Here is a 26,377-nt window from a genome sequence, read left to right as displayed (position 1 = left end):
TCTGTTACCGACAAGTAGCCTCTGTCAACCGCCCGGGTGCCGATCCGCACCCCGCAGGGCAGGGTGTTACGTTGCGCAGGCAGGACGCAATTGCATGGCCAGGGGTGGGGAGAGGCGACATGGAGACCACACGACAGGCCGAGCGCCAGCGGACAGCGGCCGAGAGCCGCCGCCGCGAGCTGCTCGAGGCCGCCGACCGCGTGGTGCTCAGGGACGGGCCGGGGGCCTCGATGAACGCCATCGCGGCGGAGGCGGGAATCACCAAGCCCATCCTCTACCGGCACTTCGGCGACAAGGGCGGCCTCTACCGCGCCCTCGCCAAGCGCCACACCGATGCCCTGCTCATCGCTCTGCGGGCCGCGCTCGACGCACCCGCCGAGCGCCGCAGGCGCGTGGAGTCGACGCTCGACACCTATCTCGCGGCGATCGAGGCCCGCCCGCAGGTCTACCGCTTCCTGATGCACCCGTCCGACGACTCGGCACCCGCGACCGAGCAGGGCTTCGATGTCGGAAGGCACTCCGCACCGCTGCTGCGCCGGCTCGGCGAGGAACTCGCCCTGGTGATCGCCGAGCGGGTGGACCTGGGCCCGGACAGCGAGGCCATGGCCCGCATCTGGGGCCATGGCATCGTCGGCATGATGCACGCCGCGGGCGACTGGTGGCTGGGTGAACGCCCTTGCTCCCGCGAGCAGTTGGTGCGCAGCCTGGCGGATCTGCTGTGGGGCAGGCTGGCCGAAGCGGGCGACCGGCCCGGCGGCCCGGGATTCTGAGGGGCTGTGCGGTCAGCCGCCGGACGCCCAGGGCGCCCGGCGGGCCGCGCGCAGCGCCCTCGCCCGGCGCAGCCCGGTCAGCCGGTCCGTGTACACCGTGCCTTCGAGGTGGTCGCACTCGTGCTGCAGACAACGGGCGAAGAAGCCGGTGCCGGTGACCCGTACCGGTTCGCCCTCGACCGTCACGCCCTCGACGACGGCACGGTCGAAGCGCGGGGTACCGGCCTCGATGCCCGGCAGCGAAAGACAGCCCTCCGGGCCGCGTACGGTGATGCCGTCCGCCTCGACCAGCTTCGGGTTGACGAGATGCCCGAGGTGACGGACGTCGTCGTCGTCCGGGCAGTCGTAGACGAACACCCGCAACGGAACGCCGACCTGATTGGCCGCGAGTCCCACTCCCTGGGCCGCGTACATGGTGGCGTACAGGTCCTCGACGAGGCGGGCGAGCGAGGGACCGAAGTCCGTGACGGGTTCGCAGGCACCGTGCAGCACCGGATCACCGAGCAGACTCATGGCACGAATCAGTCCGGAACTGCCGGGGATCGGGCGGTTTCGCATGGAGGCAATCGTACGTTCCACGTGACCTCCACCTTCCCGGCGGTGCCGCGGTGCGGTCGCCATGCCGGACATCGATAGGCTGGGCGCGGACCGATGCAAGGAGGATCTAGGACGATGGCAGGCAACACGGAGCCGTTGTCGCCGCGGGCCAAGCTGGCGGTGACGGCGGGCAAGGCCGCTGCGGCGGTGTCGCGCGCTGCGGGGCGCGGCAGCGGATCGGTGATCGGCGGCCGGGTGGCACTCAAGCTCGACCCCGACCTGCTGGGGCGGCTGGCGCAGCACCTGGACGTGATCCTCGTGTCGGCGACGAACGGCAAGACGACGACGACCCGGCTCATCGCCGAGGCACTGCGGGCTGCGGGCCCGGTCGTGTCGAACGCGCTCGGGGCGAACATGCCGGCGGGCATCACCTCGGCACTGGCAGGCGGCTCGGACGCGAAGTACGGCGTGATAGAGGTCGACGAGAAGTATCTCGCCGGGGTCGCCCGCGACACGACGCCCAAGGTGATCGCGCTGCTCAACCTCTCCCGCGACCAGCTGGACCGCGCCGCGGAGACCCGGATGCTCGCGGAGAAGTGGCGTGAGGGGCTGTCCGGTTCGAAGGCCGTGATCGTGGCCAACGCCGACGACCCGCTGATCGTCTGGGCGGCATCCTCCTCCCCCAATGTGGTGTGGGTCGCGGCCGGCCAGGCATGGAAGGACGACGCCTGGTCCTGCCCCTCCTGCGGCGGTGTGATGCAGCGTCCCGGCGACGACTGGTTCTGCGGCGAGTGCGGATTCCGCCGCCCCGCCCCCAGCTGGGTGCTGCACGGCGACTACGTCCTGGACCCGCACGGTTCGGCGTGGCCGATCCACCTCCAGCTGCCCGGCCGCGCCAACAAGGCCAACGCCACCAGCTCCGCCGCCGTGGCCGCCGTCTTCGGTGTGCCGCCGCAGGTCGCGCTGGAGCGCATGTACCAGGTGCAAGCCGTCGCGGGCCGCTACGACGTGGTCAGTTTCCTCGGCCGTGAGCTGCGGCTGCTGCTGGCGAAGAACCCGGCGGGCTGGCTCGAAACGTTTTCCCTGATCGACCCGCCGCCCACCCCGGTGATCCTCTCGGTCAACGCCCGTGGCGCGGACGGCACGGACACCTCATGGCTGTGGGACGTGGACTACACCCAGCTCGCCGGTCACCCGATCTTCGTGCTCGGCGACCGCAAGCTGGACCTCGCGGTCCGTCTCGAAGTCGCCGGTCTCGACTTCCGGGTCTGCGAGAACCTCGATACGGCCGTGCAGCAGGCCCCGCCCGGCCGTATCGAGGTCATTGCCAACTACACCGCCTTCCAGGAGCTGCGCCGTCGTGTCGGCAACTGACCCCGGCCCCGGCCACCTCCGGAGAGGACGAAGCATGAGCAACAACGGTCTGCGTCTGGTCTGGGTCTACCCCGACCTCCTCAGCACCTACGGCGACCAGGGCAATGCGCTCGTGGTGGAGCGCCGGGCCCGCCAGCGCGGTCTCGACGTGCAGCGCGTCGACGTCCGCAGCGACCAGCCGGTCCCGACGTCCGGCGACATCTATCTGATCGGCGGTGGTGAGGACCGGCCGCAGCGCCTCGCCGCGGAGCGGTTGCGCCGCGACGGCGGGCTCAGCCGGGCCGCGTCCAACGGCGCGATCATCTTCTCGGTCTGCGCCGGGTACCAGATCCTCGGCCATGAGTTCATCAACGACCTGGGTGAGCGCGAGCCCGGTCTCGGGCTGCTCGACGTGGTCTCCACCCGCGGCGAGGGGGCCCGGTGCGTCGGTGACGTCCTGGCCGACATCGACCCGCACCTCGGTCTGCCGCCGCTGACCGGTTTCGAGAACCACCAGGGCATCACCCATCTCGGCCCGACGGCACGGCCGTTCGCCCGGGTGCAGTTCGGCGGGGGCAACGGCACCGGCGACGGCACCGAGGGTGCGTACAACGACACCGTCTTCGGTACGTACATGCACGGGCCCGTGATGGCGCGCAACCCCCTGATCGCGGATCTGCTGCTGAAGCTGGCGCTCGATGTCAACGCCCTGCCGCCGACGGACGACCGCTGGTACGAGGCGCTGCGCGCCGAGCGCATCGCCTCGGCGACCCAGCCCGCCTGATGAGGCACATTTCGCTCAGCTGAGCGGCGTCCAGCAGGCGGACGCCCGGTTCGGTCCCGCCACCCTGCGCCGGTAGGGTGGCGGGGATCCAACCGGACGACGTGGTCCGGTCGTCGGCCCACGTTGCAAAGGTTTCCCGGGCAATGCGAATTGGTGTGCTCACCTCCGGCGGCGACTGCCCCGGCCTCAACGCCGTCATCCGTTCCGTCGTGCATCGCGCGGTGGTCGACCACGGCGACGAGGTCATCGGATTCCACGACGGGTGGAAGGGTCTCCTCGAGTGTGACTACCGCAAGCTCGACCTCGACGCGGTCGGCGGCATTCTCGCCCGCGGCGGTACGATCCTCGGCTCCTCCCGGGTCCAGCCCGCCCATCTGCGGGGCGGCGTCGAACAGGCCAGGGGCCATGTCGCCGATCTCGGTCTCGACGCGATCATCCCGATCGGCGGTGAGGGCACTCTCAAGGCGGCCAATCTGCTCTCCGAGGCGGGCCTGCCGATCGTCGGCGTACCGAAGACCATCGACAACGACATCGCCTCCACCGATGTGACCTTCGGCTTCGACACCGCCGTCGGTGTCGCCACCGAGGCCCTCGACCGGCTGAAGACCACCGCCGAATCTCACCAGCGGGTGCTGATCGTCGAGGTCATGGGCCGCCACACCGGCTGGATCGCCCTGCACTCGGGCATGGCGGCCGGTGCGCACGCCATCGTCGTACCGGAGCGCCCCTTCGACATCGACGAGCTGACCGAGCTGGTCGGCAAGCGCTTCTCGGCCGGCAAGAAGTTCGCGATCGTCGTCGTCGCCGAGGGCGCCAAGCCGCGCCAGGGCGGTTCCATGGAATTCGAGCAGGGCACCAAGGACATCTACGGGCACGAGCGGTTCGCCGGCGTGGCCACGCAGCTCTCCGTCGAGCTGGAGCAGCGCCTGGGCAAGGAGGCCCGCCCGGTGATCCTCGGCCATGTGCAGCGCGGCGGCACCCCGACCGCGTACGACCGTGTTCTCGCCACCCGTTTCGGCTGGCACGCGGTGGAGGCCGCGCACCGCGGCGAATTCGGCATGATGACGGCGCTGCGCGGCACGGACATCGCGATGGTGCCGCTGGGCGAGGCCGTGGAGACCCTCAAGACGGTCCCGGCCGAGCGGTACGCCGAGGCGGAGTGCGTGCTCTGAGTGACACCCCTGTCCGACGAACTGCCCCCGGCCGCAGCTGCGGCCGGGGGCAGTTCTACTCTGGTCGGGACAACCGGCACGAAACGGGGACGTCCCCAGCGGGAGTGAACAGATGGATCACAGCGGGCACGGCATGAACATGGATCTGCCGCCGTTCACGCTGGGACGTGGGCTCCAATTCTCCGCGGACCCGTTCTTTCTCATCGGCTGTGTGCTCGCCATCGGCCTGTACGCGTACGCAGTGCTGCGACTGCGCAGACGCGGGGACAGCTGGCCGATCGGCCGGATCGTCTCCTTCGTCGTCGGTGTGCTGTCCATCGCCCTGGTGATGTGCACCAAGCTGAACGACTACGGCATGGTCATGTTCAGCGTGCACATGGTGCAGCACATGGTGATCAGCATGCTGTCGCCGATCCTGCTGCTGCTGGGCGCTCCGGTGACTCTGACGCTGCGTGCACTCCCGGTCGCGGGGCGTGACCGAACCGGCCCGCGTGAGCTGCTGCTCATGTTGCTGCACAGCCGGTACATGAAGATCATCACGCATCCGGTCTTCACGATTCCGCTCTTCATCGCCAGCCTGTACGCGCTGTACTTCACCCCGCTCTTCGACTTCCTGATGGGTTCGAAGACCGGGCACATCGCGATGATGGTGCACTTCCTCGCGGTCGGTCTGGTGTTCTTCTGGCCGATCATGGGCGTCGACCCGGGGCCGCACCGGCCCGGCTATGTGATGCGGATGCTGGAGCTGTTCGCGGGGATGCCGTTCCACGCGTTCTTCGGTATCGCGCTGATGATGGCGACGACGCCGATGGTCGAGACGTACAAGAACCCACCGGCCTCGCTCGGCATCGACGCGTTGAGCGATCAGAACTGGGCGGGCGGCATCGCCTGGGCATTCAGCGAGATCCCGTCGGTGCTGGTGCTGATCGCGCTGGTCTTCCAGTGGTACCGCTCCGAGCAGCGGACGGCGAAGCGCTCCGACCGGGCCGCCGACCGGGACGGGGACCAGGAGCTGCAGGCGTACAACGCCTATCTCGCCTCGTTGCAGGCGCGCGGGCAGTAGCGGTGGACATGCCTCCGGGGTGAGGATGGCATCCACGGCCGCGCGGCCGATGAGGAGGGTGCGGGCATGTCCGGATCCACGAAAACCATGGGAGTGATCACCGTGGCGGCCCTGGTGGTGGTCACCGCCTACACGGTGGCGCTGGGGAGCAGCGGCTGGCTCTGGTTCGGATGGGTGGTGCTCGGTCTGATCACCCTGGGGATGGCTGCGACGCGCGAGTCCTGAGCCGGGTGGTCACCCGGCTCGGGCCGGCCGGGCTCAGAAGCGGAAGACCGGTCCGGTGACCGCGTCCATCACGCAGGCGTTGGGGAACGTCCGCCGCCAGCTCACGGGGCGCCCGTCCCAGTTGCCGGTGGCGGTGGCCGTCACCGGGTCGTACTCCTCGATGCACAGGCGCGGGCTGCCGGGCAGGGCGTCCAGATCGCCTTCCGCCCGGCCGATCGCCGCGCAGGCGGCGGCCGCATGGGGGTGATGGGCGTCCGGGGCGGGCGGGCAGAACAGTGCGACGCCACGGATCCAGGTGTTCTCGCCGCCCGAGACGGTGAGGAGGAGCCCGCGGTCCGGCACCGGGTCCTGGGACTCGGCGGCCGCGGCAGGCACCGCGACGGTGAGAGCGAGCAGGGCAGCGGCGGCGAGAGCAGCGCGCAGGCGCATCGGAGAACTCCTGTGGCTCGGGGGATCCGGGGCGTTCCGGGAACGGACCGGGTACGTCTCAGGCGCCCTGGACGGCCCGCATTCGGGAACCCGGCAAGATGATCTTTTGAGTGCTCACCGGGCAAGGAGCCGCGCCGCTGGTCCCACCCTCCGGAGTCAGTCGGCGGGTCCGGCTGGAGTACCGCCCGGCGGGTGCCCTGCACCCGGACGGATTCGACCGGCAGGTCGCCCCGAGCATCTGCCCTCTCCCTGGTCACGGGGCCCTTAACGTTCGGGGCACAGTGCCACCGGAGCGGCGGCACGGATCCGAGGAGCTCTTGTGATGGGGAACCATGCGAGAACAGCCGCAGCCGTCTGCGGGTGCTATGGACACCTACGCGCACGTCATGGAGACGACCCTGCGGGAGGCCGCCGCGCGGATGGACGACGCCCTACGCGACGACGACAAGAGGTCCGGGGAGGACGACGACCCGCCCCCGGCAGGGGTGTCTGCGCGCCGCCGAACGACGCGTTGTTGTCAGCCGTAGTTGTCAAAGGGCCGGAGGCTGATGGGCGGTTTCTAGCGGTCCCGGCCCTTTGCCTATGAGCGGGAGGCATCCTCGCCCCGGGCGGCAGCCGAGTCCTCGAGGATGCGGCCGGATGGCGGGACCGCCTGTCGACCGTGGTGGCCGCCCCTGCTGACCGCGGCGATCTGTCGGCCGCGCTCATCCGCCCCGACGGCATCGTCGCCTGGGCCGCCGCCCCGGGCCTGCCCGCGGACACCGCAGCTCTGGCGACCGCGCTGCGCACCTGGCTCGGTGAACCGAACACGCGCATGACGAACGGCCAACAAGGTGAACCTGGTCAACCTGAAGGCAGGAAAAGCACCGGACAACGCAGAGGGGAGGTCTGATTGTGTGCGATCCAATCTGACGGTCGGTTCGGCACAGATCTGCCCTGATGCTGCCGAAAGGCCGCCCCGCCTCCGCACCGGCAAAACATCCGAGGAGCAGGAACGACGATGGCGCCCGATCCGACAATCGCCCAGGTGACCATGACCCTGGCTGCCCTTGCAGCCACCGGGGCTACCCCGCGTCCATCCGGGGAAACCCCGGAGCATCAGACCGAGCGAATCATCACCGGCATCGACGCGCAACTGAGCGATCCCGGCCTTGCGACGCAGGGCGCGTGGAAGCTGGTGTGGCTCGCCCTGAGCGAGGCCAACGCCAATATGGCCTACATCGCACAGAGCACCAACGGCTCGAACGAGTTCGCCGTGGTCGCTCGCGGAACGGACGCCGATCTGACCGACATCCTTGAGGACCTCGACGTCGGCACAGTCGTCCCGTTCCCCGAAAGCGGATCGCCGAAGCCCATCGCCGTTTCCAAGGGGGCGATGGATGCGTTCAAACGGGTTGTCAACGCCCGCTCGATCGCCTCACCCTCCCCGAACGTCACGCTCGCTCAGGCGCTCGCCGTCGCACTCAAGTCGGCGCCCTCCTCGCCGCAGCCGACCGTCTATCTGACCGGTCACAGCCTGGGCGGTTGCATCGCCACCATGCTCGCGCCGTACCTGCAGGCACAGACCTGGCCGAAACAGCCGAAGTTCGCGGTGATCACCTATGCCGCTCCCACCGCCGGCGTGCAGAGCTTCGTCGACTACTTCGACTCCGTGCCGTGGGTCATCGACGAGCGCCAGAACAACGCCTACGACCTGGTACCGCACGCGTGGGCCGATCTCGACACCACCGCCGGCTGGTACCCGAGCCCGGGACCGCAGGCGACCGAAGAAGTGAAGCTGCTCATCGGGGCGATCTCCAAGCGCACCAAGGGTAACGTCTACGTCCAGCCCGGCACGCTCTGCCTGATGAACACCGGATACACGAGCCTTGCCAAGAACCTGGTCAACAAGACCACCCAGGACTTCCTCGGCCAGGTCGCCTTCCAGCACGCCAATTCCACCTACCTGGACCTGGTGGGGGCGCCTGCCGTCCCTTCCGGGCCGGTGGTGACCGACGTGACCCCCACCTTCGGCGCACCAGGCGCCACAGTGACCATCAACGGCACCGGCTTCAGTCCGGACAGCATGGTCGACTTCGGCCACTTCGCCTGCACCAAGCGCGACATCGACCCCTCCGGCATCAGGATCACCGCTCAGGTCCCCAACGGAACCGGCGTCGTCCACGTCCGCGTCACCAACACCCTCGGCACCTCCCCGGCCGTCGCGATGGGGCAGTTCGCCTATGGCGGACCCGCACCTGTGGTGGTCAGTGCGGTCAGCCCGACCAGCGGAAAGGTCGGCACCCCGGTCACCATCAGCGGCTCGGGCTTCGCCGATGGCGCCACCGTGCACTTCAAGGACAAGGCATCCGATTCGGTCAAGTTCGTCTCCACCGGCCAGATCACCGCAACCGCGCCCGGCCAGCTCGACGACCACCAGACGGTTAACATCACCGTGACGGTCGGCAAGGCCACCTCTCCCACCAGCCCGGCCGACGAGTTCACCTACACCGGACGATAGCGTCCGCACGCCCCGTTCCCGGGGTGGCCCTTCGAGCAGCCCCGGGCCCTTGCCGCCGACCGGTCGAACCGTGCCCGGGCGAGGGATCGCCGCAGGACCCGGTCGCCCTGCGGCGAGCAGACTGTGCCTGCCTCGTCTGGCAGTCGGCCCCCGCCCACCGCCTATATGCGCGGCCTCTTAGCGGCTCCGGAAGTCCTTCGGGGGTTGATCACGCTGCCAGACCGACGGAGGATTCTTCCTGGTGATCGGCGGTGTGCCGGTCGAGCCTGGCCAGCAGATCGTCCAGGTCGGAGGTCGTGAACTTCCACCGGAACGGCTGTGCCGTGGCGTTGTAGCGGTCTTCGAAGGCTCGGAGCCGGTCCCCGACCTCGGTGAGGTCGGTGAAGTCGTTGGGTAGGTCTGGCGCCCAGCGAGGTGTACGACCTCACGGTCGACGCGTTCCACACGTTCTGCGTCGGCACCGGTGGGGATCGTCCGCAGGACGTGCTCGTCCACAATTGCACCAACATCGTCGGCGATGAGGGCATCGAAGGCACCCACACCATCAACGACCACGTGAAGCCCGACGACGCCACGATGGCCAACATGGCGAAGGACAAGGGGGCAGCGACGAAGTGGACGGACCAGGCGACCGCCGTCGGGGCGATCGACCGGGCCAGGGCGAACTGGATCAAGCAGCCCGGCAACGCGCAGAAGCTGGAATCATGGAGGATCAAACAGGCTCAGCGGGTCGGTAAGGGCACCAGCTTCGGCCCGAGAGAGGATTTGCTGACCATCCGCGTGCCGGTCGGGGGATTCGGTGCTTCCCTCGGGCGGAAGTGGGTGAAGAACGGTCCGCAGGGCGCAGCCGTCGGCAACTTCGTGCACATCGAGCTGAAGTTCGCCAAGGGACACACCAAGCCCAGGACGTGGGTCGTATACCCCGCCTATAGTCCGGGCCGCAGACGCGATCGGCGACGAAGGCGCCAGCAGGGCAACGCACAGGGCCTTGCCACGGAAGCCCTGCCGCCCGACGTCCTTGCCACCGTGCTCAAGGCCGCGAACACCTCCCACCGAGACGTGCGCGTCCTGGCGGCACTCCTTGAGCGTGAGGAAGACGAACGCCGCCGTCTCCTGGAGAGCCTCGGATACGACCCTGACGCCGACTGAACCGGTGCGCCGGGATCGCGCTCGACAACCTCGACGTCGATATGGGTCCACAGGGGGTGGACGGCCCGGCCGCTTCACCGGCCCGCAGTGAGGGTGTCGAGGAGGGCGGCGGTGAACTCCTTGGGTTTGTCGATGTGGACGGCGTGGCCGGCGTCGGGGATGGCGGTTTCGCGGACGGAGCCCCCCGTGGCGGCGTAGTGATCGAGTGCGTGGCGGGTCTGGGCGAGCATGGGTTGGGCGGGGCAGTGCTCGGCGCCGGGCCAGCCGGGGACGGCGCCGAGTGCGCCGAGGTGGGCGAGGTCGAAGAGGGAGGTGTCGGAGACGATGAGGTCGTCGGTGCCGCGGATCCAGCCGATGGGCGGTTTGGGGTCGATCCGGTGGAGGTCGTCGATACGGAAGTGGTTTGGGGCCATGGCGTTGAGGACACCTCGGGGGCCGGGGGCGGTGCCGGGCCAGTGGTCGCTGGGACAGGTGTCGCCGGGGTAGTGGTCGTCTCCGGTGCGGGTGGAGAGCATGGCGTCTACGAAGGCGTCCTCGAGTGCGGGACGGAGCTGCGGTCTGACGTAGCTGGAGGCAAGGACGGCGCGAGGGGAGAGCGGTGAGTCCTCGCTGCGGTCGCCGTCTTTGAGGCGCTGGACGAATTCGGGGTTGACGGTCCCTGCGCCGGAGCCCGCGCCGTCGGGGTGGTTGAGTCGGCCGTCGGGGCCATGGGTGCCGCCGAAGCCGTAGGGAGAGACGGGGTTGACGAGGGTGAGGCTACGGACGGCGGTGGGGTGATCGCGGAGGTGTTGGAGGGCGATGCCGCCGCCCATGCTCCAGCCGACGAGGTGGACGCGGTCGAGGGCGAGGGTGTCCCGGAGGGCGGTGAGGTCGTCGCTGAAGTCCCGGACGCCGCGGGTGGCGTCGACGGGGAGGGGGTCGGTGTCGCCGAAGCCGCGGAGGTCGACGGCGAGGGGTCGGTAGGGGTAGGGCAGGTCGAGCATGGTCTGCTGCCAGAAGGTGGCGGCGGAGACGTTGCCGTGGACGAAGAGGACGGGTTCGCCGGTCCGGTCGGGGAGTTCGAGGAGGTTGAGGGTGAGCCGGGGGGTGCTGATGCGTCGAGCGTGGATGCCGGGGAGGAGTGCGGGCGAGGTCATGGTCCGTCCTTGGGAGTGGCGGGGTCAGCCGAGCCAGGCGGCGATCTGGACGCTGGCGGAGGAGTGCCAGCCGAGTTGGAGATGGTTGGCGGTGGAGATGAGGGATGTTCCGGCAACGTTGGCGATGCCGGTGCGGTCAAGGGCACTGTCGACGAAGACCACGCCGTCGCTGGGTCCGCGGTTCTCGTTGTAGATGCCGAGGACGCTGGGGGATCCTCCGGCGAGGAGGTAGGTGGCGACGGAGCCGGGGATGCCTGCCTTGTGGAGGGGAGCGATCAGAGAGCCGGCGTCGATGGCGGTCTGGATGCCGCTGCCGGAGGTGTAGATGCCCTGGCCACCGTGATAAGTGGTGTACCAGTCCTGTTGGGTCATGTCGATGCCGTAGGTGGCGTCCCAGCGGGCGAGCATCTGGCGCTGTCCGGGATAGACGTCGTAGCCGCTGGAGGGGGCGAAGGCGAATTCTGGATGGGCGGTGTAGGTGCCGTAGCAGGTCATGTAGAGATGGGGCGAGGGGGCGTTGACGCTGCCGCCGCACTGCGGCCAGATGCTGAAGTCGTGGGCCCAGCCGTGGGCGTAGGGGTAGTCGTAGCCGCCGTTGGGGCCGCCGAGGGTGATGAGGCGGCGTACGTCTCCGGCGTAGGGGCGTCCCCAGGCGGGGCGCACTGAGGAGACGTAGGCACGGGTGGACATTTCCCCCTTGCTCCAGCCCACGAGGTCCACCTGGCTGACGCCGAGCCGGTCCTTGATGACGGCGATGGCGTCGCCGACCTGCTGGGCCTGCATCAGGTTGTCGCCCTGTTTATGGGCGAAGTTGACGGCGAAGACGCGGTAGCCGCGGGCGGCGAGGTACTGCATGAGTCCGGTGTTGGGGCAGGAGACGGCACCGCAGCCGTAGCCACCGGCTTCGCCGGGGTTGGCCCAGGCGCGGTCGGCGTTGTCGTTGGCGCCGTGGACCAGGAGGACGGGGGTCTGGTGACTGCCGCTGTTCCAGCCGGGGGCGGAGTAGAGGAGGAAGCGGCCGGAATAGGGCTGCTTGACGCCGCCGAAGAAGGTGCGTCGCTGACCGTCCTGGTCGCCACGGCCGTCCGGGGGGTACTGCTCGGCATGGAAGCCGCTGGTGGTGTCGAGGTAACGGTCGACGCGGTCCCAGCCGTTGGCGACGGTGGTGTAGGTGGCTTCGAGGGTGAGGTAGCTGGGTGGGGCGGCGTGGGCCTGTGTGGTGGCTGCTCCGAGGCTCAGCAGTGTGAGAAGCAGGCCGAGTAAGGTGCTCGTTGCTCTGCGCATTGCGGCTCTCCCGTCCGGGGTGGGCTCGGTGGTCCGGGTCCGCCACGGTAGGGCGGTGCGGGGGACCTTCCCATGGGGTGGTCAGCCATAGATGCGGGGCGGAGGAGTATGCGGTGTCGCCATAAGGAAAACGAGTCGCAGGCACTGCCCGAGCGCCGCAAGTCCGGCTGAGGAACTGGCCCGGTTGCGGGCGGAGAACGCCCGGCTGCTGAAGGCGGAGAAGGAGTGGCAGCTGGAGCGCGCGACCCTGGCGACTGCGGTTCTTGGACACGTCCCAGAACACCCAAGCGCCGGCGTGCTCTGCGCAGCGCTTGAGCCGGGCGGCGTCCCCGGTCGTGGCCGGCTCGTTCCAGGCGATCGCCAACGCCGGCCTTGGTACTGGCGAGGTCGCGTATTCAAGTGTCGCCAGTTCTGCCGCTTGGGAGACGGGGGCGTGACTGTGCGCGTTCGCTGGGGAGGCGGGGATGCGTGCGGTCAGGGCCGCAGGAGCCTGACCGCAAGGAAGCACGGAGCCTGGTGGAGCTTGTTGTAGGCCGTTTCGTCGAGTTCTCGCAGGCCAGGCACAGGGCGGGGCTCGATGAGTCTTTCAAGCATGAATCCGGCGGCCAGCAGCTCGTTCAGGAACGTTTCCAGTGGCATGCGCTGGTAGTGGACTGCCAACGGCCCCCCGGCGAGCGGGAGGTCAACCCAGTCGTCGGCGTAGTACGAGCCACCGAATTTCCGCCAGTCAGCCGTCGGGTGGGTCGTCGAGACCAGCAGCCACCCGCCCGGACGCAGGACGCGTCGTAGTTCGCCGAGGAGACGCGGCCGGTCGGCGATGTGGTGGAGCATCAATGCGCACACGACTCCGTCGAACGACGCGTTGTCGATGAAGTCCAGCGGCTTCTCCGCGTCGTGCATGCGCAGTTCGGCCCGGTCGCCCAATCGCTCCCGCGCGTGACTCAGCAGAGTTGCGCTGCCGTCGATTCCGACTACCCCGGCACCACCCGCGAGGAGTTCGGCCGCGTAGTGCCCGGCCCCGCAGCCGACATCGAGAATCTTCAGCCCGGCAACGTCCCCTGCAAGTGCGAGCATCGCGGGCCGGTCGGTGTGCGCGTTGTAGGGGCTGGTGTCGGCGTTCTTCGCGAAGTAGTCGCCGACTTCGTCGTGGTAAGCGGTCTCGGCAGGCATCGTGACAGCATCGCGCTGGTGGCTGCCAACCGCGAACGGTTTTGTGCAACCAAGGGCCCGTCCCGTCAACGGCTGCCTCGGCTTTGGGTCTGATAGTGGTGGGCTCGTTTGGACGTCGCCGGTTCCCCGGGGAGCTCAGCCCGCTGGCGATCTTGCGTGATCCCCGGGGGCGTATCGGCTCCATGTCCCGCCGCTCTCGTTGCGGAGCCGGGTGGTGGCCTTGTCGTGGTAGCCGAGAGCGTCTGCGACGACGGAAGCGGGCATCTCAAGGAGTTGCTGTCGGATGGCGGCATCGCGGGCGGCAGCCACTGGGACACCGATCTCGTTGAGGAGTGCGGACAGGTGGTCGGAGCGGAAGGGTTGGCCCGCCCCGCGTCCGGGAAACAGCCAGGGCGATGCCTGATTGGTGGCGGTGTTCATGTTGTCGCGATCGGCGATGTAGTCCAGCAGCAGGGAAGCGGCCGGCTCGGAAACGGGTGAGGCCGGTTCCCCGAGGCGCTGCCAGGGTGCCAAGTCAAGATCACAGCCAAGATCACACATAATGCGGATCACGAAAGTTCCTCGATTCCCCAGGATCGGATCTCGCGCTCGCTCCTGAACACCGCCGCGGTCACGGGGCCCTATACAGCGCTCTCAACCGGGGCGAGCGTTGTCAGTGGCGGGTGTTAGGTTCCGGGCGTGCTGTTGAGGAGATCAATTGCCACCCCCTCTGAGGTCGTTCTGACCAATCGACAGCCGTGATCGCAGTCCGGTCCGCTCAGGACCGGGACCCACTTCTATGAGGGAGAACCTTGATAAGAAGCAGCGTGCTGGGTCGTAGCGTGGCCCGTACGGCGGCCGTCCTCACAGCGGCTCTGGCCCTAGCGGTGACGGTGGCCCCGCTGACGGGCACGGCGCAGGCTCATGAGGCGGTAACGGGATCGCTCAGCTTCAGTGGTGAGCCGGGTGAGTACATTTCCGGTGGACAGTCCCACACTTTTACCCCCGAGACGATGGATATGTTCGACATCTCCGGGCCGACCTCCGAGTCTGCTGTGGGCGCCACAGTCGTCACGCCTGAGGGCGAGCGCTGGGCCCTTTCCATGGAGGCCCCTTACGGTCAGAAGTTGACTCCCGGCACTACCTACTCCAACGCTCTCAGCTGGCCTGAGGCCCGGCCGGAGGACCCCAAGCTGCAGTTCAGCGTGACCGATAGGTACTGCGAGAGCGGGACCGGCTCCTTCACCATCTCGGACATCGTTTACGGACCCCACGGCTACATCCGTGAGGTCGACGCCACCTTCGAGCGGTACTGCAGCGGATCCACGCTGCCCGTGCGCGGCGAGCTTCACGCCCGGATGCCCGAGCCGCCCGCGGAACTCTCCATCGGCGTGGACCTGAACACCACGGGCACGGTGGACACGCACACCGGTGAGATCACCGTCGGTGGCACGGCGACTTGCAACAAGCCGGCCCGCATCAGCCTGAACGTCAGCGCCTACCAGACGCAGAAGCGCGGGACGGCGAGCGGCGCCCACGAGGACCTGATCGTTGTCTGTGAGCCGGGCGCCCCGGTTCCGTGGACCACGTCCTTTCCCAGTAACATCGACCCCACCACTTCCTTCCAGCCTGGTGCTGCCGTGCTCCGGGGACTGGCCAGGGCGGACGACCGTGACTACCCGGTGAGCGTCAGCGACTTCCAGAGCACTGACATCATTCTCGTCAGGTCCTGACCCCGTGGCGGGCCCGGCTGAGCCGGGCCCGCCCTGCCGTGGCCGCGTCAGGGGGCAGTTCTCGGTGTGAAGGCGGATCGTCGTGCCTGCTGTTGGGAGCCGCGCAGCCGGTGGGAGTACGCGGTGTCCGGGGCCGACCAGCTGGTGCTGTGGCACGGGCGGACCCGTCCGGGACCGCTGGACGACACGCTCCGGACCCGGGCGGTAGTACTGCTCGGGGCCTGCCTCGCTGACCGTGCGACGGCCGCCGGCCTGGACGGGGCGTCGGTTGCCGAGGTCCGGCTCGCTGATGCCGCGGACGTGCTGGAGAGGTGTGTCGCGTCCGCACTGGAGTCCTGCAGGACGGTCCCCGGGAAGTGTCGGCGAGGATGTCGTCGACGAGCTGCTGAATGCTTACGGGCAGCTGCTGTTCGAGGAGGCCCGCCATGTGGTGCGCGAGACGCTGGCGTACCACATGGCCGACGGCGGTCCGCAGGTCCGCCTTGTTGACCGACGTCAGGCCCACTCGAACATACATGGACGCCACTGGTTGTCCATGTATGTTGCGCGAATGCGGAATAGCCCCTTCCGTACTTCTTTGACGTCCAATCGGTTCACGGGCGGGGCATGGCCGAGTTCATGGATCATCAGTGCGTGGAGATCGTCTTCAATCTCCGGAGGGAGCGTCCCGGAGGGCCTGATCACCCTGCCCATACTCATGCTCCACCTCCAGCCAGGCCAGGTCGCGCGACTTCTCCGAGGTGGACGTTCGGGGCGGCGGCCATGGCTTCCGCCAAGGCTTGGGGGCGGTGTCCACCGTCGTGCAACTGCCGACCGGGAAGGCGCTGACCGTCCGGACGGCGGCCGACGTGTTCCTCGACTCGCTCGGCAACCCGAACACGGTCCGGAACTACGGGGCGGATGTTCCTCAGACCCCGACCCGCCCGGACGCGGAAACTTCCTGATCAAGGTCGGGAGTCGGCCCGGCATCACCATGCACGTCGACCTCACACAGGCAGAACTGGCCGTCAACGACACCAACAAGCGCTGGCGGAATCGCCAGAATCCTGCCTGAGTGGGGTGGTTGCCCCGGATGGCTGACCGTCCGGAGCACTGCTGCGTCCAGGGGTCGCGAACGGTCCCTGCCAGCACGCCGCAACCGCACCAGCCCGCCCTGCGTCCGGGCAAGTGACAGCTGAACCCGAGATCAACTCGCCATTGACGGGAGGTAGATTCAAGATCCGCAGGCCAGAACGGGCTCTGTGCCACAGTTCGCGAGTTCCTGCAACCGGCTACGGGCCACCCGCGCTTTCCGACAAGCGCGCGGCGGTCTCGAACCTGGCGGACCTCAGGCACCTGCCCGGCACGGCCGGCGGTCTTCACCGCCCCAGCATCCCACCCGTACTTTTCTCGAAGGAACACCCCACATGCTCCGCCTCAAGCGCCTCGCCGCCTCGGCCCTCATCACTGCCACGGTTGTGACCGGCACCTCGCTGGCCACCGCCACCACGGCCTCCGCAGCGAGTTACCACTGCAAGACCAGCAGCGCCTCCGTCGACAACCCGGCCTACTCCGGTCCCTACACCGACAACTACAACTTCGACGTCAGGCTCTGCGCCAAGCGCTCCGGCGGCTACATATACGCGTACGCCAAGGTCGACTTCGAGGGACCCGTCTGGTACGTCAACCAGACCGACACACTCGACGCCGCCCGCTTCCACCTCCAGATCAAGAAGTCCGTATCCGGCACCGACCCCGTCGTGAAATCGGCGAACTACACCGGCCTCGAGTACAAGCTCGAACATGGCAACACGTCAGGCAACGGCAGCTACACCACCGGGACGATCAAGTACAAGGCCGGCTCAGGCCGCTACCTCGCCGACGGTGTCATCCAGCTGGACTGGGACGGTGACGGCAAGGGCTACCGGAACACGAATTTCAGCGCCTCCCCGACCGTCTAGGTGTTCTGTCCGCGAGGTTCGTGACGGACTCCACAGCTTTGGGATCTTGAACGAATGAGGGCCTCCCGGGTTCGGCGTGGAGAGCGACATCACCACCGAACGACCAGGAGGCCCTCGCTGCGGCCGAACCGCCCCCGTGATCCCCGAAGTCTCCCGCTCCGCGCGGGCCAGCAGCTTCGTCGCCATGAGCACTTCGAGCAGGTCCAGGGCGTCATCGACCGCGCGGGTCGTCAGGTAGACCGCGGTCGCCAGCAGCGTCGCCAGGCGCCGGGAGTCGCCGTGCCGGCACAGCAGCGACGCCTTGCCGTCGATGCCGTACCGGGACAGCTCCGCCGGCCGCCGCGGCGGTATCGCGGACACGTCCACCTCGCCCATCCCGAGATCGGAGACCTCCGCCGCCCTCTCCAGCGCCCACTTCATCCGGGGCCCGCAGATCCGCACCGGTCCCGGCGCAGCCGGCCCAGGCGGCAGCCGTCAGTGCCGCCTCTGCCGACGCCGCGACGAAGGCCGACAACGCCCTCGCGGCGGCCGTGGCCACCGCAGCGACAGACGCGACGACGAAGGCAGCCACAGCCCAGGCCAACGCCATCAGCGCGGCCGCCACTGACGCCACCAGCAAGGCCGGGAACGCGCAGACGGCGGCCATCAGTGCAGCTGCAGCTGACGCGCCCACGAAGGCGAACAATGCGCAGACCGCGGCCGTTTCTGCGGCGGCTACCAGCGCTGCGGCCCTGTACCTGCCGAGCGCGATCCAGACTGTCGATTCCTACTTCGCCGGCGCCACCTCAGCCAACCCGCGCTACTTCGCACACCGCGCCGGCGGCATGGTCAGGCCAGAACACACCATGGCTGGCTACCGGGCTTCTGCCGCGCAGGGCTTCCCCCTCGAGGTGTCCGTGAACGTCGACGCCTCCGGTGAGCTGTGGTGCATCCACGACACGACGATGGACCGCACCACGTACAAGACCGGCAACGTCAACTCGTACACCACCGAGGCGATCGGGCAGCAGGTCCTCACCAACGGCCGGGTCATGCTCGGCCCCTGGTGGACGGATCAGCCCATGGTGCCGCTCCGCCAGGTGCTGGACGAGTTCCTCGGCAAGGTCATCATCCTGCTCGAGGCCAAGGGCAACGACACCGTGGTGCCGCTCGAGAACCTGCCCTGTCGACGAACTACCCGCACACCCCACGGTCGGTGGCCTGGAAGGCCCACATCGGTACGGCGTCACTGCCGTGGGCGAAGGCGGCCGGGTACAGGACGTGGGTCTACCTGGACTCGAGCACGACGGACGCCACCATGGATGGCAAGGACTCCATGGTCGACTACTGGGGCGTCCAGACCACGTTCACCGACACCCGTATCCAGCAGGTCTTCGCCCGGGGCAAGCCCGTCTTCTCCTGGCCCGTCTACCGCCGTAGCCAGGTCACCCGGCTCACAGGGCTCGGCGTCGTCGGCATCATGGCGTCCGACCCGCGGTACGTCTCCACGGGTCTGCCGCAGCGCACCGCCTCCCGTTGGGACCTTCAGATCAAGGAGAGTGGTGGCACTCCGACACTGGACTACGACAGCGCCTACTCACTCGCCTTCGCGCCCGCGCCTGACGTCGGCTGGGTCAGCATCAACTCCCTTCCGAACCAGTCCTACGGCTCGGCACGTACAGCCCAGTACAGGCGGGCGCGAGCGGCTACCGGATCGCGTTCGACATGAAGTACAAGGTGCTGCCCGCAGCGACGATCCATGGCGGCATCTACTTCGGGAAGGCCACAGACGACGCGTACCGCTTCGGCACGGCCAACACCAGCGGCGGCTACCACCTGGTGATGCGGGCCTCCGGAGACATGCAGTTGTACCGGCACACCGCCGGTTCCACGACGTGCACACAGATCGGCTCCACGATCACGACCACGGCACCGGTCGCAGACACAGCCATGAGCTTCCAGATCGACGTGACGCCGACGACGGTGGAGCTGCGCCGTACGGACGGGACGGGCTGGACGACGGGCCCGGTCGCGGACACCACATACCGCGCGGCGGCTACCTCGGGCTGAGCAACGGCTCCATCACCGATCTGGCGACGCGTCCTTACTGGCGGAACCTGGTGATCACGCAGCTGTAGGCATCGGGAGCTCGCGGGATCCAGAAGGGCAGTGCCGAAGCCTCCCGTCCCCGCTGGCGAGAGTGCGACTGCGGTAGTGCACTGGTACTGAGGGCACATTTGAACGACGCCCCGAGGAGGAGAAGATGCGCTGGACCCGATACTCAGTCTTCCTAGGGCCCGCAATCCTTGCTTTCCTCACGCTCTCGCCTGCTGTCGCAGCGGAGCGCCCGGCCACACATGCCTCCAAGGCTGTCTCCGAGGAGACGCCCCATTACTATTTGCGCTGCCAGCATCCGGAACAAGAAACCACCTACTGGCGTGGTTACTGTGAAGGGATGCATGCGGGGGCCGCCGCTGGGAAGCGGGATGCTGAGAACTGCCTGCCGAGGAGCGGCCCACCGTTCTTCCGGCCGGACGAGTACGGGCAAGGTTGGATCTACGGCTACACGCAGGAATATGACAGCGTGTACAAGCGCTGGCTGAACCCAGCGAACTGCAGGCATCACACGTCGCCGCTCGCCCGGCCATTCAACCCGAATGTGGTGCGCGACACCTCACCGCCACTCCACTAGATCTCCCTCGGCAACGACAGCTGCGGACATCTCGGTAAGCAGCCACTCCCTCTCGCCAAGGGGGTCTGTCCTATAAAAATTCACACCAAGTAACGTGATCTTGCTCGCGTCAGATGCTCCGCCTCGTCATCTCTCGTATGTCACCTACTCCCCGTCCTAGTGAACAACCCGCTGCTCAGGAACCGGGCTTCGGTCTGCTCGCCTCGGTACGGGCATGAGGTCCTTCGATGCGGTGCATGTGTCTGAGCCGGGCCTGGTTGTGGTGGAGGTGGCGGCCGGCGACGAGCGCCTACCTCGGACCGACCGAGATGGCGGCGGGGCTTGCGGAGCATGGAGGGCACCTCCGAACGGGCGGGGTGATCGAGGTAGTCGTTCCTCGGCAACCGACGGATGCAAACGTGACGCGCCCACAATCGGAGGAATACCGAAAGCAGGGCATCGAACGGGGATCCAATTGGCTGGTTGCCCAACCGATTCGACCCGAGGATGTCCCCATGCGTCGTGCCCGTACAGCGGTTGCCTTGTGCGCCGCGACCGTTGCTCTCACGCTCGGAAGCGCGGGATTCGCCAACGCGGAAGACTGGATCTTCCCGCAACAGTGCCTGGACGGGGGCGGGCAGGTTGTCCAGATCGAGCCCGGGCTAGGCAACTGCGTCGGCGGGACGTACGACGGCACCGAGGTGCGAGAGCGAGCCTGAGCCCATTCGATTCCACTGTGATCGCATCGCCCCGCCGAATTGTTCGGCGGGGCTTTGACGAGGGCGGCCGGGGTACGTCAGAAACCTGCTGCACAAGACCAGCCACAAGTACGCCCGCATGCTTTGTAACTGCTACGGGCGCCTCCTGAGCGCGAAGGTCGCTTCGACGTCCCCGTAACTACGTCGGGCTGTCTTCAGAGATGGGGAGCTTCACTCATGTCACCAAGCGGGTTGTCCTGGTCACGGACACCATGCTGCTGTCCGATCACGGTGTCGGAGCGGTGCACGAACTCGGAGAGGAGCAACAGATCAGTCCGTGCCGTGGATCTGTCGAGGGCCAAGCCGTTGGCCAACCGGGTAGTCCGGCCGATCCTGGAGATCGATCCGCCCTTCATTGACGGGCTTAACTGCTTCGCGGATGACAAGAGAGCCGGTGACACCAACGGCCAGAAGGTGAACGACTCCGGCGCCGAGTGGTACGTACTCGACACATCCGGCAGCAAGGTCACGGGCAGAGTGAAGTCCGGCACGCCCCGACCGGGCCCGGCTCAGCCGACCAGCGGTGGCGGTAACTGACATCATGCGCGCTCTGCTTCTGCCCGGCCGGGCAGGTATCACCGTGGCCGCCGCGATCGTCTGCACGACCGCACTCGCCGGCTGTTCGAACAGTGGTGGCGGCAGCTCGTCGTCCTCCAGCGCCACACCGCCCGCTCCCTCCTCGCCCGCCCCGCCCCCTTCGTCCTCGCCGGTCGGCAAGGCGCTGATCACGATCAAGGACTTCGCGTACAAGCCCGCCCGTCTGACGGTCGCCCCGGGCACGCTGATCACCGTGGTCAACGAGGACGCGGCACCCCACACCGTGACGGCGACCGGCAGCAAGGTGTTCGACACCGGCGATGTCGCGGCAGGGCAAACGGTCACCTTCACCGCACCGGGCAAGGCCGGCACGTACGCGTACATCTGCACCATTCACCCTTACATGAAGGGTTCGCTCACTGTCCGATGACGCGCGGAATCCCGCGCGGGCGCCACACACGACTGCGGCCCCGGGCGCACCTCGTGCCACCAGCAGTTGTGCGCCACGGGCCGGCCATTCGACAGGGCGTCAAGTTAACGAACCCGTAAAGCAGTTGTGATTTGACTCTTGACAGGTGCGCATCACCACGCCACCTTGGGAGCGCTCCCACAATCAAGACTTGCACACAACGGCCGCCGCGCACCCCGGCAGTGAACCCGCCCGGGGCATCGGACCCTGCTCGCCGCCCGGAACCGTTCCGCACCGCCGCGCCGCACCTCCCTCCGCCCCTCCACCCCTCCCCCACGACACCCGCCACTGGAGGATTTGTGTCGATATCACGTAGAACGTTCAGTAGTGCCTTGGGTGGCAGCCTGATTGCCGTGGGCCTGGCCCGGGGCGCCGCAGTCGCCGCGCCGGCCGCCCCGGCTGCCCGCGACGGCGCCCGGGCCGCTGCGGCCGACGACCCGTACACCCAGGCCTTCCTCACCCAGTACGGCAAGATCAAGGCGGCGGCCAACGGCTACTTCAGCCCGGAAGGCCTGCCGTACCACTCGGTCGAGACCCTGATGGTGGAGGCGCCGGACCACGGTCACGAGACCACCTCGGAGGCCGTCAGCTTCTGGATGTGGCTGGAGGCGGCGTACGGGCGGGTGACCGGCGACTGGGCCCCGTTCAACGCGGCCTGGGCGGTGGCGGAGAAGACGATCATTCCGCAACACGCCGACCAGCCGACCAGTGACTCGTACAACCCCGGGGCCCCCGCGACGTACGCCCCGGAGTGGCCGCTGCCGGACAACTACCCTTCGCCTCTGGACACTTCGGTCTCCGTCGGCACGGATCCGCTCGCCACCGAACTGGCCGCGTCCTACGGCACGATGGACGTATACGGCATGCACTGGCTGATGGACCTGGACAACACCTACGGCTACGGCAACAAGCCGGGCACCGGTGGTGAGGCTGGCCCGGGCGCCGGTCCTTCGTTCATCAACACCTACCAGCGCGGCGCACAGGAGTCGGTGTGGGAGACCGTCCCGCAACCCACCACCGACCTCTTCAAGTACGGCGGTCCCAACGGCTATCTCGATCTTTTCGTCGGCGACCAGAGCTACGCCAAGCAGTGGAAGTACACGAACGCGCCGGACGCCGACGCCCGCGCGGTCCAGGCCGCCTACTGGGCCTATCGCTGGGCCTCGGCGCAGGGCAAGGAGAGCGAGGTCGCTGCCTCGGTGGCGAAGGCCGCCAAGATGGGCGACTACCTCCGCTACGCCATGTTCGACAAGTACTTCAAGCGCATCGGCGACTGCACCGACCCGGGCTCCTGCCCGGCCGCCTCCGGCCGTGACGCCCAGCACTACCTGCTGTCCTGGTACTACGCCTGGGGCGGCGCCGCGGCCGGCAGCGGCGGCGGCTGGGCCTGGCGCATCGGTGACGGTGCTTCCCACCAGGGGTACCAGAACCCGCTCTCCGCCTGGGCGCTGTCCAACGTACCCGCACTCACTCCCAAGTCGGCCACCGCGAGGGCGGACTGGGCGAAGAGTCTGACCCGGCAACTGGAGTTCCTGAGCTGGCTGCAGTCCAGCGAGGGCGCGTTCGCGGGCGGGTGCACCAACAGCTGGGAGGGGCAGTACGGTACGCCGCCCGCCGGCACTCCCACCTTCTACGGCATGGCCTACGACTGGCAGCCGGTCTACCACGACCCTCCGAGCAACAACTGGTTCGGTTTCCAGGCATGGGGCATGGAGCGGGTGGCCGCGTACTACTACGTCACCGGCAACGCCACCGCCGGCGCCGTGCTGGACAAGTGGGTCGCCTGGGCCTCCGGCGAGACGACGGTCGGCGCGGACGGCAGCTACCGCTTCCCCTCCACGCTGAGCTGGACGGGGCAGCCGGACACCTGGAACCCGGCGTCCCCCGGGAGGAATTCCGGGCTGCATGTATCGGTCGTCGACTACTCCAACGATGTCGGCGTGGGCGCCGCCTACGTCAAGACGCTCACGTACTACGCGGCCAAGTCGGGCGACCGGGCCGCGGGCGCGCTGGCCAAGGCCCTCCTCGACGCGATGGCGCTGAACGCCGACGACAAGGGCATCGCGGTACCGGAGACCAGGACCGACTACAAGCGTTTCAAGGACGAGGTGTATGTCCCGTCGGGGTGGTCGGGCACGATGCCGAACGGCGACACCGTCGAGCCGGGTGCCACCTTCATCGACATCCGCACCTGGTACCGGGACGACCCGGACTGGCCGAAGGTCCAGGCATATCTGGACGGCGGTGCGGCGCCCGCCTTCACCTATCACCGCTTCTGGGCACAGGCGGCGCTCGCGCTGGCCTTCGCCATCTATGCGGAACTGCTGGTGGAAGGGGGCGGCGGCGCGGACACCGAAGCGCCGACGGTGCCCGGTGGACTCGCCGTGACCGCCACGACCAGCACCAGTGTGTCGCTCTCCTGGTCGGCCGCCACCGACAACGTCGCGGTGACGGGCTACGACGTCTACCGCAACGGGGTGCTGGCGGGGAACGCGACAACAAGGACGTTCACCGACGAGGGCCTCGCCGCAGCCACCGAGTACAGCTATGCCGTGGCGGCGCGGGATGCGGGCGGCAACACCTCGGCGCTCTCCGCCGCCGTGTCCGCGACCACGAAGTCGGGCGGCGGCGGCAGCGGTGCGGTGAAGGTCCAGTACAAGAACACCGATTCCTCGGCCACCGACAACCAGATCCGGCTGGGTCTGCAACTCCTGAACGCCGGCAGCGCCCCCGTGGATCTGTCCACGGTGACGGTCCGGTACTGGTTCACCTCCGAGGCCGGCGCGAACACCTTCAGCACGAACTGTGACTACGCCGCGCTCGGATCGTCCAACATCACCCACAAGGTGGTGGCCGCCGCGGCCCCGAAGACAGGTGCCGATCGGTATCTGGAAGTCGGCTTCACCGGAGGTGCCGGCACGCTGGCCGCCGGCGCCTCGACGGGCGAGCTCCAGCTGCGCCTCAACAAGACCGACTGGTCCGACTTCAACGAGGCCGACGACTACAGCCGCGCCGCCAACACCGCGTACGCCGACGCCTCGAAGGTTGCGGCGTACATCGGCGGGGCCCTTGCCTGGGGGGTCGAGCCGTGAGGAGCCGCCGCATGACAGTCGCGCCGGCCGGGCGCGCCGGCCGCAGGCTCCCGGCGCTCGCCGGAGCGGTGGCGTCGCTGCTGCTCGCCGCGGCGTCGGTGCTCACGGGCGCCTCGCCCGCGTCGGCCGCGCCGGTCACCGACTGCACGCAGTGGGGTACCACCGAACTGCAGGGAGGCGGGTACCTCTACCAGCAGAACGAGTGGAACTCCGAGGCCCGGCAGTGTGTGGGTGTCGACCCCGCGACGGGTGCCTGGAGTCTCACCGAGTCCTCGTTCGCGCTCCCGACGAACGGCGCCCCGGCCACGTACCCCTCCAGTTACAAGGGCTGTCACTGGGGTGTGTGCACGACGGACAGTGGACTGCCGTTGCGTGTCGCGGAGTTGGGCAGCGTACGCGCCGACTGGTCGACCACCCAGGTCGGTTCCGGCGCGTACAACGTGTCGATGGACATCTGGTTCGACTCCGCCCCGGTCACGGACGACCAGCCGGACGGCACAGAGCTGATGATCTGGATGAACCACCGCGGTGGCGTGCAGCCGATCGGGGCGCACACCGCCACGGTGCAGCTCGACGGCCGGACCTGGGACATCTGGACAGGGCCCGGCGCCTCGGGCTGGAAGGTGATCTCGTACGTCCTCCAGAACGGCGCCACCGAGCTGACCGACTTCAATGTGAAGGGTCTGATCGACGACGGTGTCACGCGTGGTGCCATCAACCCCGCGCACTATCTGATCGACGCGGAGGCCGGGTTCGAGATCTGGCAGGGCGGCCAGGGCCTCGGGATGAACAAGTTCGCCTTCGAGGCGGACACGGAGGGCGGCGGGAGTGACACCGAAGCCCCGTCGGTCCCGGCGGGCGTCGATGTCACCGGAACCACCAGCAGCACCGTGTCCCTGGCCTGGGCTCCGTCGACGGACGACACGGGCGTCACCGGATACGACATCTACCGCGACGGGGTGAAGGCGGGCAGCACGGCCTCGACCGCCTTCACCGACACCGGGCTCTCCGCCTCGTCCTCGCACAGCTACACCGTGCGGGCCCACGACGCGGCCGGGAACACCTCGGCAGCCTCCGGGGCCGTCACCGCGACGACCGGAGCGGGCGGCACCACCGGCGCGCTGAAGGTGCAGTACAAGAACAATGACGCCTCACCGGGCGACAACCAGATCAGGCCGGGGCTGCAGCTGGTCAACACCGGAACGGCCCCGGTGGACCTGAGCGATGTCACCGTCCGCTACTGGTTCAGCGGTGAATCCGGTGCCACCACCTACGGCACCTCGTGCGACTACGCAGTCCTCGGCTGCGGCACAGTCACTCACCGTGTGCAGCCCTCCTCCGCCGCCGGCCCCGGCGCCGACCACTACCTGGAGGTCGGATTCAGCAGCGGCACGCTGGCGGCAGGAACCTCCACCGGGGAGATCCAGCTGCGGCTGAACAAGACCGACTGGTCGAACTTCAACGAGGCGGACGACTACAGCCGGGCCACCAACACGGCCTTCATCGACGCCTCGAAGGTGGCCGTGTACATCGACGGCGCCCTCTCCGGAGGCACCGCGCCCTGACCAGGCCGCTGCCCGTGAGCAACACCCCCACGAACCCGTCTGCGGGGAACCTCCGCAGGCGTACGAGAGGAGCACGGAGCCG

The 26,377-nt window shown here is 68.3% G+C and carries 24 protein-coding genes and 7 pseudogenes; 23 read left to right on the top strand and 8 right to left on the bottom strand.

Features of this window, described 5'->3' with window-relative positions:
• Nucleotides 1-119 precede the first annotated feature (119 nt).
• Complete coding sequence (locus ACFVYE_RS09345; protein ID WP_389604845.1) at nt 120-770, top strand: TetR family transcriptional regulator; 651 nt, start codon at nt 120-122, stop codon at nt 768-770.
• Between the two features lie 12 nt (nt 771-782).
• Here ACFVYE_RS09345 and def read toward each other — a convergent pair whose 3' ends face one another.
• Entirely contained in the window at nt 783-1,328 is a 546-nt protein-coding gene (gene def, locus ACFVYE_RS09340) for a peptide deformylase (RefSeq protein WP_383976802.1), read from the bottom strand.
• A 114-nt stretch (nt 1,329-1,442) separates the two neighbouring features.
• Between def and ACFVYE_RS09335 the strand changes: the two genes are divergently transcribed.
• The 5 genes from ACFVYE_RS09335 (at nt 1,443) to ACFVYE_RS09315 (ending at nt 5,904) form a co-directional block, all read left to right on the top strand.
• The gene (locus ACFVYE_RS09335) at nt 1,443-2,681 is read left to right on the top strand and encodes a MurT ligase domain-containing protein (RefSeq protein ID WP_383976803.1); all 1,239 of its coding nucleotides are present in this window, start codon (nt 1,443-1,445) and stop codon (nt 2,679-2,681) included.
• Nucleotides 2,682-2,715: 34 nt separating this feature from the next.
• Nucleotides 2,716-3,444, top strand: a complete 729-nt coding sequence (locus tag ACFVYE_RS09330) for a type 1 glutamine amidotransferase (protein WP_383976804.1) — start codon at nt 2,716-2,718, stop codon at nt 3,442-3,444.
• 143 nt (nt 3,445-3,587) lie between these two features.
• Nucleotides 3,588-4,616: a 6-phosphofructokinase gene (locus ACFVYE_RS09325; protein ID WP_383976805.1), complete on the top strand. Its 1,029-nt coding sequence runs from the start codon at nt 3,588-3,590 to the stop codon at nt 4,614-4,616.
• A 112-nt stretch (nt 4,617-4,728) separates the two neighbouring features.
• A complete protein-coding gene (locus tag ACFVYE_RS09320; protein WP_389604842.1) occupies nt 4,729-5,679 on the top strand; it encodes a cytochrome c oxidase assembly protein in 951 nt (316 codons plus the stop codon).
• A gap of 66 nt (nt 5,680-5,745) precedes the next feature.
• Complete coding sequence (locus ACFVYE_RS09315; protein WP_383979218.1) at nt 5,746-5,904, top strand: hypothetical protein; 159 nt, start codon at nt 5,746-5,748, stop codon at nt 5,902-5,904.
• 33 nt (nt 5,905-5,937) lie between these two features.
• Here the strand turns inward: ACFVYE_RS09315 and ACFVYE_RS09310 are convergent, their stop codons facing one another.
• Nucleotides 5,938-6,333: an SSI family serine proteinase inhibitor gene (locus tag ACFVYE_RS09310; RefSeq protein WP_389604840.1), complete on the bottom strand. Its 396-nt coding sequence runs from the start codon at nt 6,331-6,333 to the stop codon at nt 5,938-5,940.
• A 595-nt stretch (nt 6,334-6,928) separates the two neighbouring features.
• Here ACFVYE_RS09310 and ACFVYE_RS09305 point away from each other — a divergent pair.
• The 3 genes from ACFVYE_RS09305 (at nt 6,929) to ACFVYE_RS09295 (ending at nt 9,982) form a co-directional block, all read left to right on the top strand.
• Entirely contained in the window at nt 6,929-7,225 is a 297-nt protein-coding gene (locus ACFVYE_RS09305) for a hypothetical protein (RefSeq protein ID WP_383979227.1), read from the top strand.
• Nucleotides 7,226-7,333: 108 nt separating this feature from the next.
• Nucleotides 7,334-8,833: an IPT/TIG domain-containing protein gene (locus tag ACFVYE_RS09300; protein ID WP_389604838.1), complete on the top strand. Its 1,500-nt coding sequence runs from the start codon at nt 7,334-7,336 to the stop codon at nt 8,831-8,833.
• 414 nt (nt 8,834-9,247) lie between these two features.
• Nucleotides 9,248-9,982, top strand: a complete 735-nt coding sequence (locus ACFVYE_RS09295; RefSeq protein WP_389604836.1) for an RNase A-like domain-containing protein — start codon at nt 9,248-9,250, stop codon at nt 9,980-9,982.
• A 74-nt stretch (nt 9,983-10,056) separates the two neighbouring features.
• Here the strand turns inward: ACFVYE_RS09295 and ACFVYE_RS09290 are convergent, their stop codons facing one another.
• From ACFVYE_RS09290 to ACFVYE_RS09270, 5 genes and pseudogenes are all read right to left on the bottom strand, one after another.
• Nucleotides 10,057-11,118 carry an alpha/beta fold hydrolase gene (locus tag ACFVYE_RS09290; RefSeq protein WP_383978516.1) on the bottom strand — a complete coding sequence of 354 codons (1,062 nt, stop codon included), beginning with the start codon at nt 11,116-11,118 and terminating at the stop codon, nt 10,057-10,059.
• A 24-nt stretch (nt 11,119-11,142) separates the two neighbouring features.
• A complete protein-coding gene (locus ACFVYE_RS09285) occupies nt 11,143-12,402 on the bottom strand; it encodes an esterase/lipase family protein (protein WP_389604834.1) in 1,260 nt (419 codons plus the stop codon).
• A gap of 247 nt (nt 12,403-12,649) precedes the next feature.
• Nucleotides 12,650-12,781, bottom strand: a pseudogene (locus tag ACFVYE_RS09280) (CGNR zinc finger domain-containing protein); the annotation flags it as partial.
• A gap of 95 nt (nt 12,782-12,876) precedes the next feature.
• Nucleotides 12,877-13,572, bottom strand: coding sequence for a class I SAM-dependent methyltransferase (locus ACFVYE_RS09275; protein WP_383978510.1), 696 nt, complete (start codon nt 13,570-13,572; stop codon nt 12,877-12,879).
• 135 nt (nt 13,573-13,707) lie between these two features.
• Nucleotides 13,708-14,085, bottom strand: a complete 378-nt coding sequence (locus ACFVYE_RS09270; RefSeq protein WP_389604832.1) for a hypothetical protein — start codon at nt 14,083-14,085, stop codon at nt 13,708-13,710.
• Between the two features lie 479 nt (nt 14,086-14,564).
• Here ACFVYE_RS09270 and ACFVYE_RS09265 point away from each other — a divergent pair, with 479 nt between their 5' ends.
• From ACFVYE_RS09265 to ACFVYE_RS09255, 3 genes and pseudogenes are all read left to right on the top strand, one after another.
• Nucleotides 14,565-15,284: a hypothetical protein gene (locus ACFVYE_RS09265; protein ID WP_383978504.1), complete on the top strand. Its 720-nt coding sequence runs from the start codon at nt 14,565-14,567 to the stop codon at nt 15,282-15,284.
• Nucleotides 15,285-16,072: 788 nt separating this feature from the next.
• Nucleotides 16,073-16,207: pseudogene (locus tag ACFVYE_RS09260) on the top strand (site-specific integrase); the annotation flags it as partial.
• A gap of 483 nt (nt 16,208-16,690) precedes the next feature.
• On the top strand, nt 16,691-17,224 hold the full coding sequence (locus tag ACFVYE_RS09255; RefSeq protein ID WP_389604830.1) for a hypothetical protein: 534 nt from the start codon (nt 16,691-16,693) through the stop codon (nt 17,222-17,224).
• 144 nt (nt 17,225-17,368) lie between these two features.
• On the opposite strand, the pseudogene ACFVYE_RS09250 reads toward ACFVYE_RS09255, so the two are convergent.
• Nucleotides 17,369-17,671 (bottom strand): annotated as a pseudogene (locus ACFVYE_RS09250) (hypothetical protein); the annotation flags it as partial.
• A gap of 377 nt (nt 17,672-18,048) precedes the next feature.
• On the opposite strand from ACFVYE_RS09250, the pseudogene ACFVYE_RS09245 reads away from it, so the two are divergent.
• From ACFVYE_RS09245 to ACFVYE_RS09195, 11 genes and pseudogenes are all read left to right on the top strand, one after another.
• A pseudogene (locus tag ACFVYE_RS09245) lies at nt 18,049-18,165 on the top strand (hypothetical protein); the annotation flags it as partial.
• A gap of 254 nt (nt 18,166-18,419) precedes the next feature.
• A complete protein-coding gene (locus tag ACFVYE_RS09240; RefSeq protein WP_383979027.1) occupies nt 18,420-18,932 on the top strand; it encodes a hypothetical protein in 513 nt (170 codons plus the stop codon).
• Nucleotides 18,929-19,273: a hypothetical protein gene (locus ACFVYE_RS09235; protein ID WP_383979024.1), complete on the top strand. Its 345-nt coding sequence runs from the start codon at nt 18,929-18,931 to the stop codon at nt 19,271-19,273. The genes ACFVYE_RS09240 and ACFVYE_RS09235 overlap by 4 nt, the downstream gene beginning before the upstream one ends.
• Nucleotides 19,274-19,466: 193 nt before the next feature.
• Nucleotides 19,467-19,895 (top strand): hypothetical protein, encoded by a 429-nt coding sequence (locus ACFVYE_RS09230; protein ID WP_383979021.1) that lies wholly within the window; start codon nt 19,467-19,469, stop codon nt 19,893-19,895.
• 214 nt (nt 19,896-20,109) lie between these two features.
• Nucleotides 20,110-20,175, top strand: a pseudogene (locus ACFVYE_RS09225) (DUF6207 family protein); the annotation flags it as partial.
• A gap of 214 nt (nt 20,176-20,389) precedes the next feature.
• Nucleotides 20,390-20,593: a hypothetical protein gene (locus ACFVYE_RS09220; protein WP_389604954.1), complete on the top strand. Its 204-nt coding sequence runs from the start codon at nt 20,390-20,392 to the stop codon at nt 20,591-20,593.
• Nucleotides 20,594-20,914: 321 nt separating this feature from the next.
• Nucleotides 20,915-21,169: a hypothetical protein gene (locus tag ACFVYE_RS09215; protein ID WP_383977778.1), complete on the top strand. Its 255-nt coding sequence runs from the start codon at nt 20,915-20,917 to the stop codon at nt 21,167-21,169.
• A 4-nt stretch (nt 21,170-21,173) separates the two neighbouring features.
• A complete protein-coding gene (locus tag ACFVYE_RS09210) occupies nt 21,174-21,599 on the top strand; it encodes a cupredoxin domain-containing protein (protein WP_383977774.1) in 426 nt (141 codons plus the stop codon).
• 383 nt (nt 21,600-21,982) lie between these two features.
• Complete coding sequence (locus tag ACFVYE_RS09205) at nt 21,983-24,730, top strand: glycoside hydrolase family 48 protein (protein WP_383977781.1); 2,748 nt, start codon at nt 21,983-21,985, stop codon at nt 24,728-24,730.
• A gap of 11 nt (nt 24,731-24,741) precedes the next feature.
• Nucleotides 24,742-25,518, top strand: a pseudogene (locus ACFVYE_RS09200) (hypothetical protein); the annotation flags it as partial.
• Between the two features lie 30 nt (nt 25,519-25,548).
• Nucleotides 25,549-26,295: pseudogene (locus tag ACFVYE_RS09195) on the top strand (cellulose binding domain-containing protein); the annotation flags it as partial.
• Nucleotides 26,296-26,377 lie beyond the last annotated feature (82 nt).

This window comes from Streptomyces sp. NPDC058239, from assembly GCF_042882185.1.
Lineage (GTDB): Bacteria > Actinomycetota > Actinomycetes > Streptomycetales > Streptomycetaceae > Streptomyces.
This window is presented reverse-complemented; position numbering and strand designations above follow the sequence as displayed.

Bases quoted from the DNA above. Each gene is read 5' to 3' on its own strand.
- ACFVYE_RS09275 (WP_383978510.1), bottom strand. From the start codon at position 13,572: ATGCCTGCCGAGACCGCTTACCACGACGAAGTCGGCGACTACTTCGCG.
- ACFVYE_RS09265 (WP_383978504.1), top strand. From the start codon at position 14,565: ATGGATATGTTCGACATCTCCGGGCCGACCTCCGAGTCTGCTGTGGGC.
- ACFVYE_RS09345 (WP_389604845.1), top strand. From the start codon at position 120: ATGGAGACCACACGACAGGCCGAGCGCCAGCGGACAGCGGCCGAGAGC.
- ACFVYE_RS09210 (WP_383977774.1), top strand. From the start codon at position 21,174: ATGCGCGCTCTGCTTCTGCCCGGCCGGGCAGGTATCACCGTGGCCGCC.
- ACFVYE_RS09315 (WP_383979218.1), top strand. From the start codon at position 5,746: ATGTCCGGATCCACGAAAACCATGGGAGTGATCACCGTGGCGGCCCTG.
- ACFVYE_RS09310 (WP_389604840.1), bottom strand. From the start codon at position 6,333: ATGCGCCTGCGCGCTGCTCTCGCCGCCGCTGCCCTGCTCGCTCTCACC.
- ACFVYE_RS09290 (WP_383978516.1), bottom strand. From the start codon at position 11,118: ATGACCTCGCCCGCACTCCTCCCCGGCATCCACGCTCGACGCATCAGC.
- ACFVYE_RS09300 (WP_389604838.1), top strand. From the start codon at position 7,334: ATGGCGCCCGATCCGACAATCGCCCAGGTGACCATGACCCTGGCTGCC.
- ACFVYE_RS09230 (WP_383979021.1), top strand. From the start codon at position 19,467: ATGCGCTGGACCCGATACTCAGTCTTCCTAGGGCCCGCAATCCTTGCT.
- ACFVYE_RS09335 (WP_383976803.1), top strand. From the start codon at position 1,443: ATGGCAGGCAACACGGAGCCGTTGTCGCCGCGGGCCAAGCTGGCGGTG.
- ACFVYE_RS09330 (WP_383976804.1), top strand. From the start codon at position 2,716: ATGAGCAACAACGGTCTGCGTCTGGTCTGGGTCTACCCCGACCTCCTC.
- ACFVYE_RS09320 (WP_389604842.1), top strand. From the start codon at position 4,729: ATGGATCACAGCGGGCACGGCATGAACATGGATCTGCCGCCGTTCACG.
- ACFVYE_RS09235 (WP_383979024.1), top strand. From the start codon at position 18,929: ATGAAGTACAAGGTGCTGCCCGCAGCGACGATCCATGGCGGCATCTAC.
- def (WP_383976802.1), bottom strand. From the start codon at position 1,328: ATGCGAAACCGCCCGATCCCCGGCAGTTCCGGACTGATTCGTGCCATG.
- ACFVYE_RS09325 (WP_383976805.1), top strand. From the start codon at position 3,588: ATGCGAATTGGTGTGCTCACCTCCGGCGGCGACTGCCCCGGCCTCAAC.
- ACFVYE_RS09285 (WP_389604834.1), bottom strand. From the start codon at position 12,402: ATGCGCAGAGCAACGAGCACCTTACTCGGCCTGCTTCTCACACTGCTG.
- ACFVYE_RS09220 (WP_389604954.1), top strand. From the start codon at position 20,390: ATGCGTCGTGCCCGTACAGCGGTTGCCTTGTGCGCCGCGACCGTTGCT.
- ACFVYE_RS09255 (WP_389604830.1), top strand. From the start codon at position 16,691: ATGCTCCGCCTCAAGCGCCTCGCCGCCTCGGCCCTCATCACTGCCACG.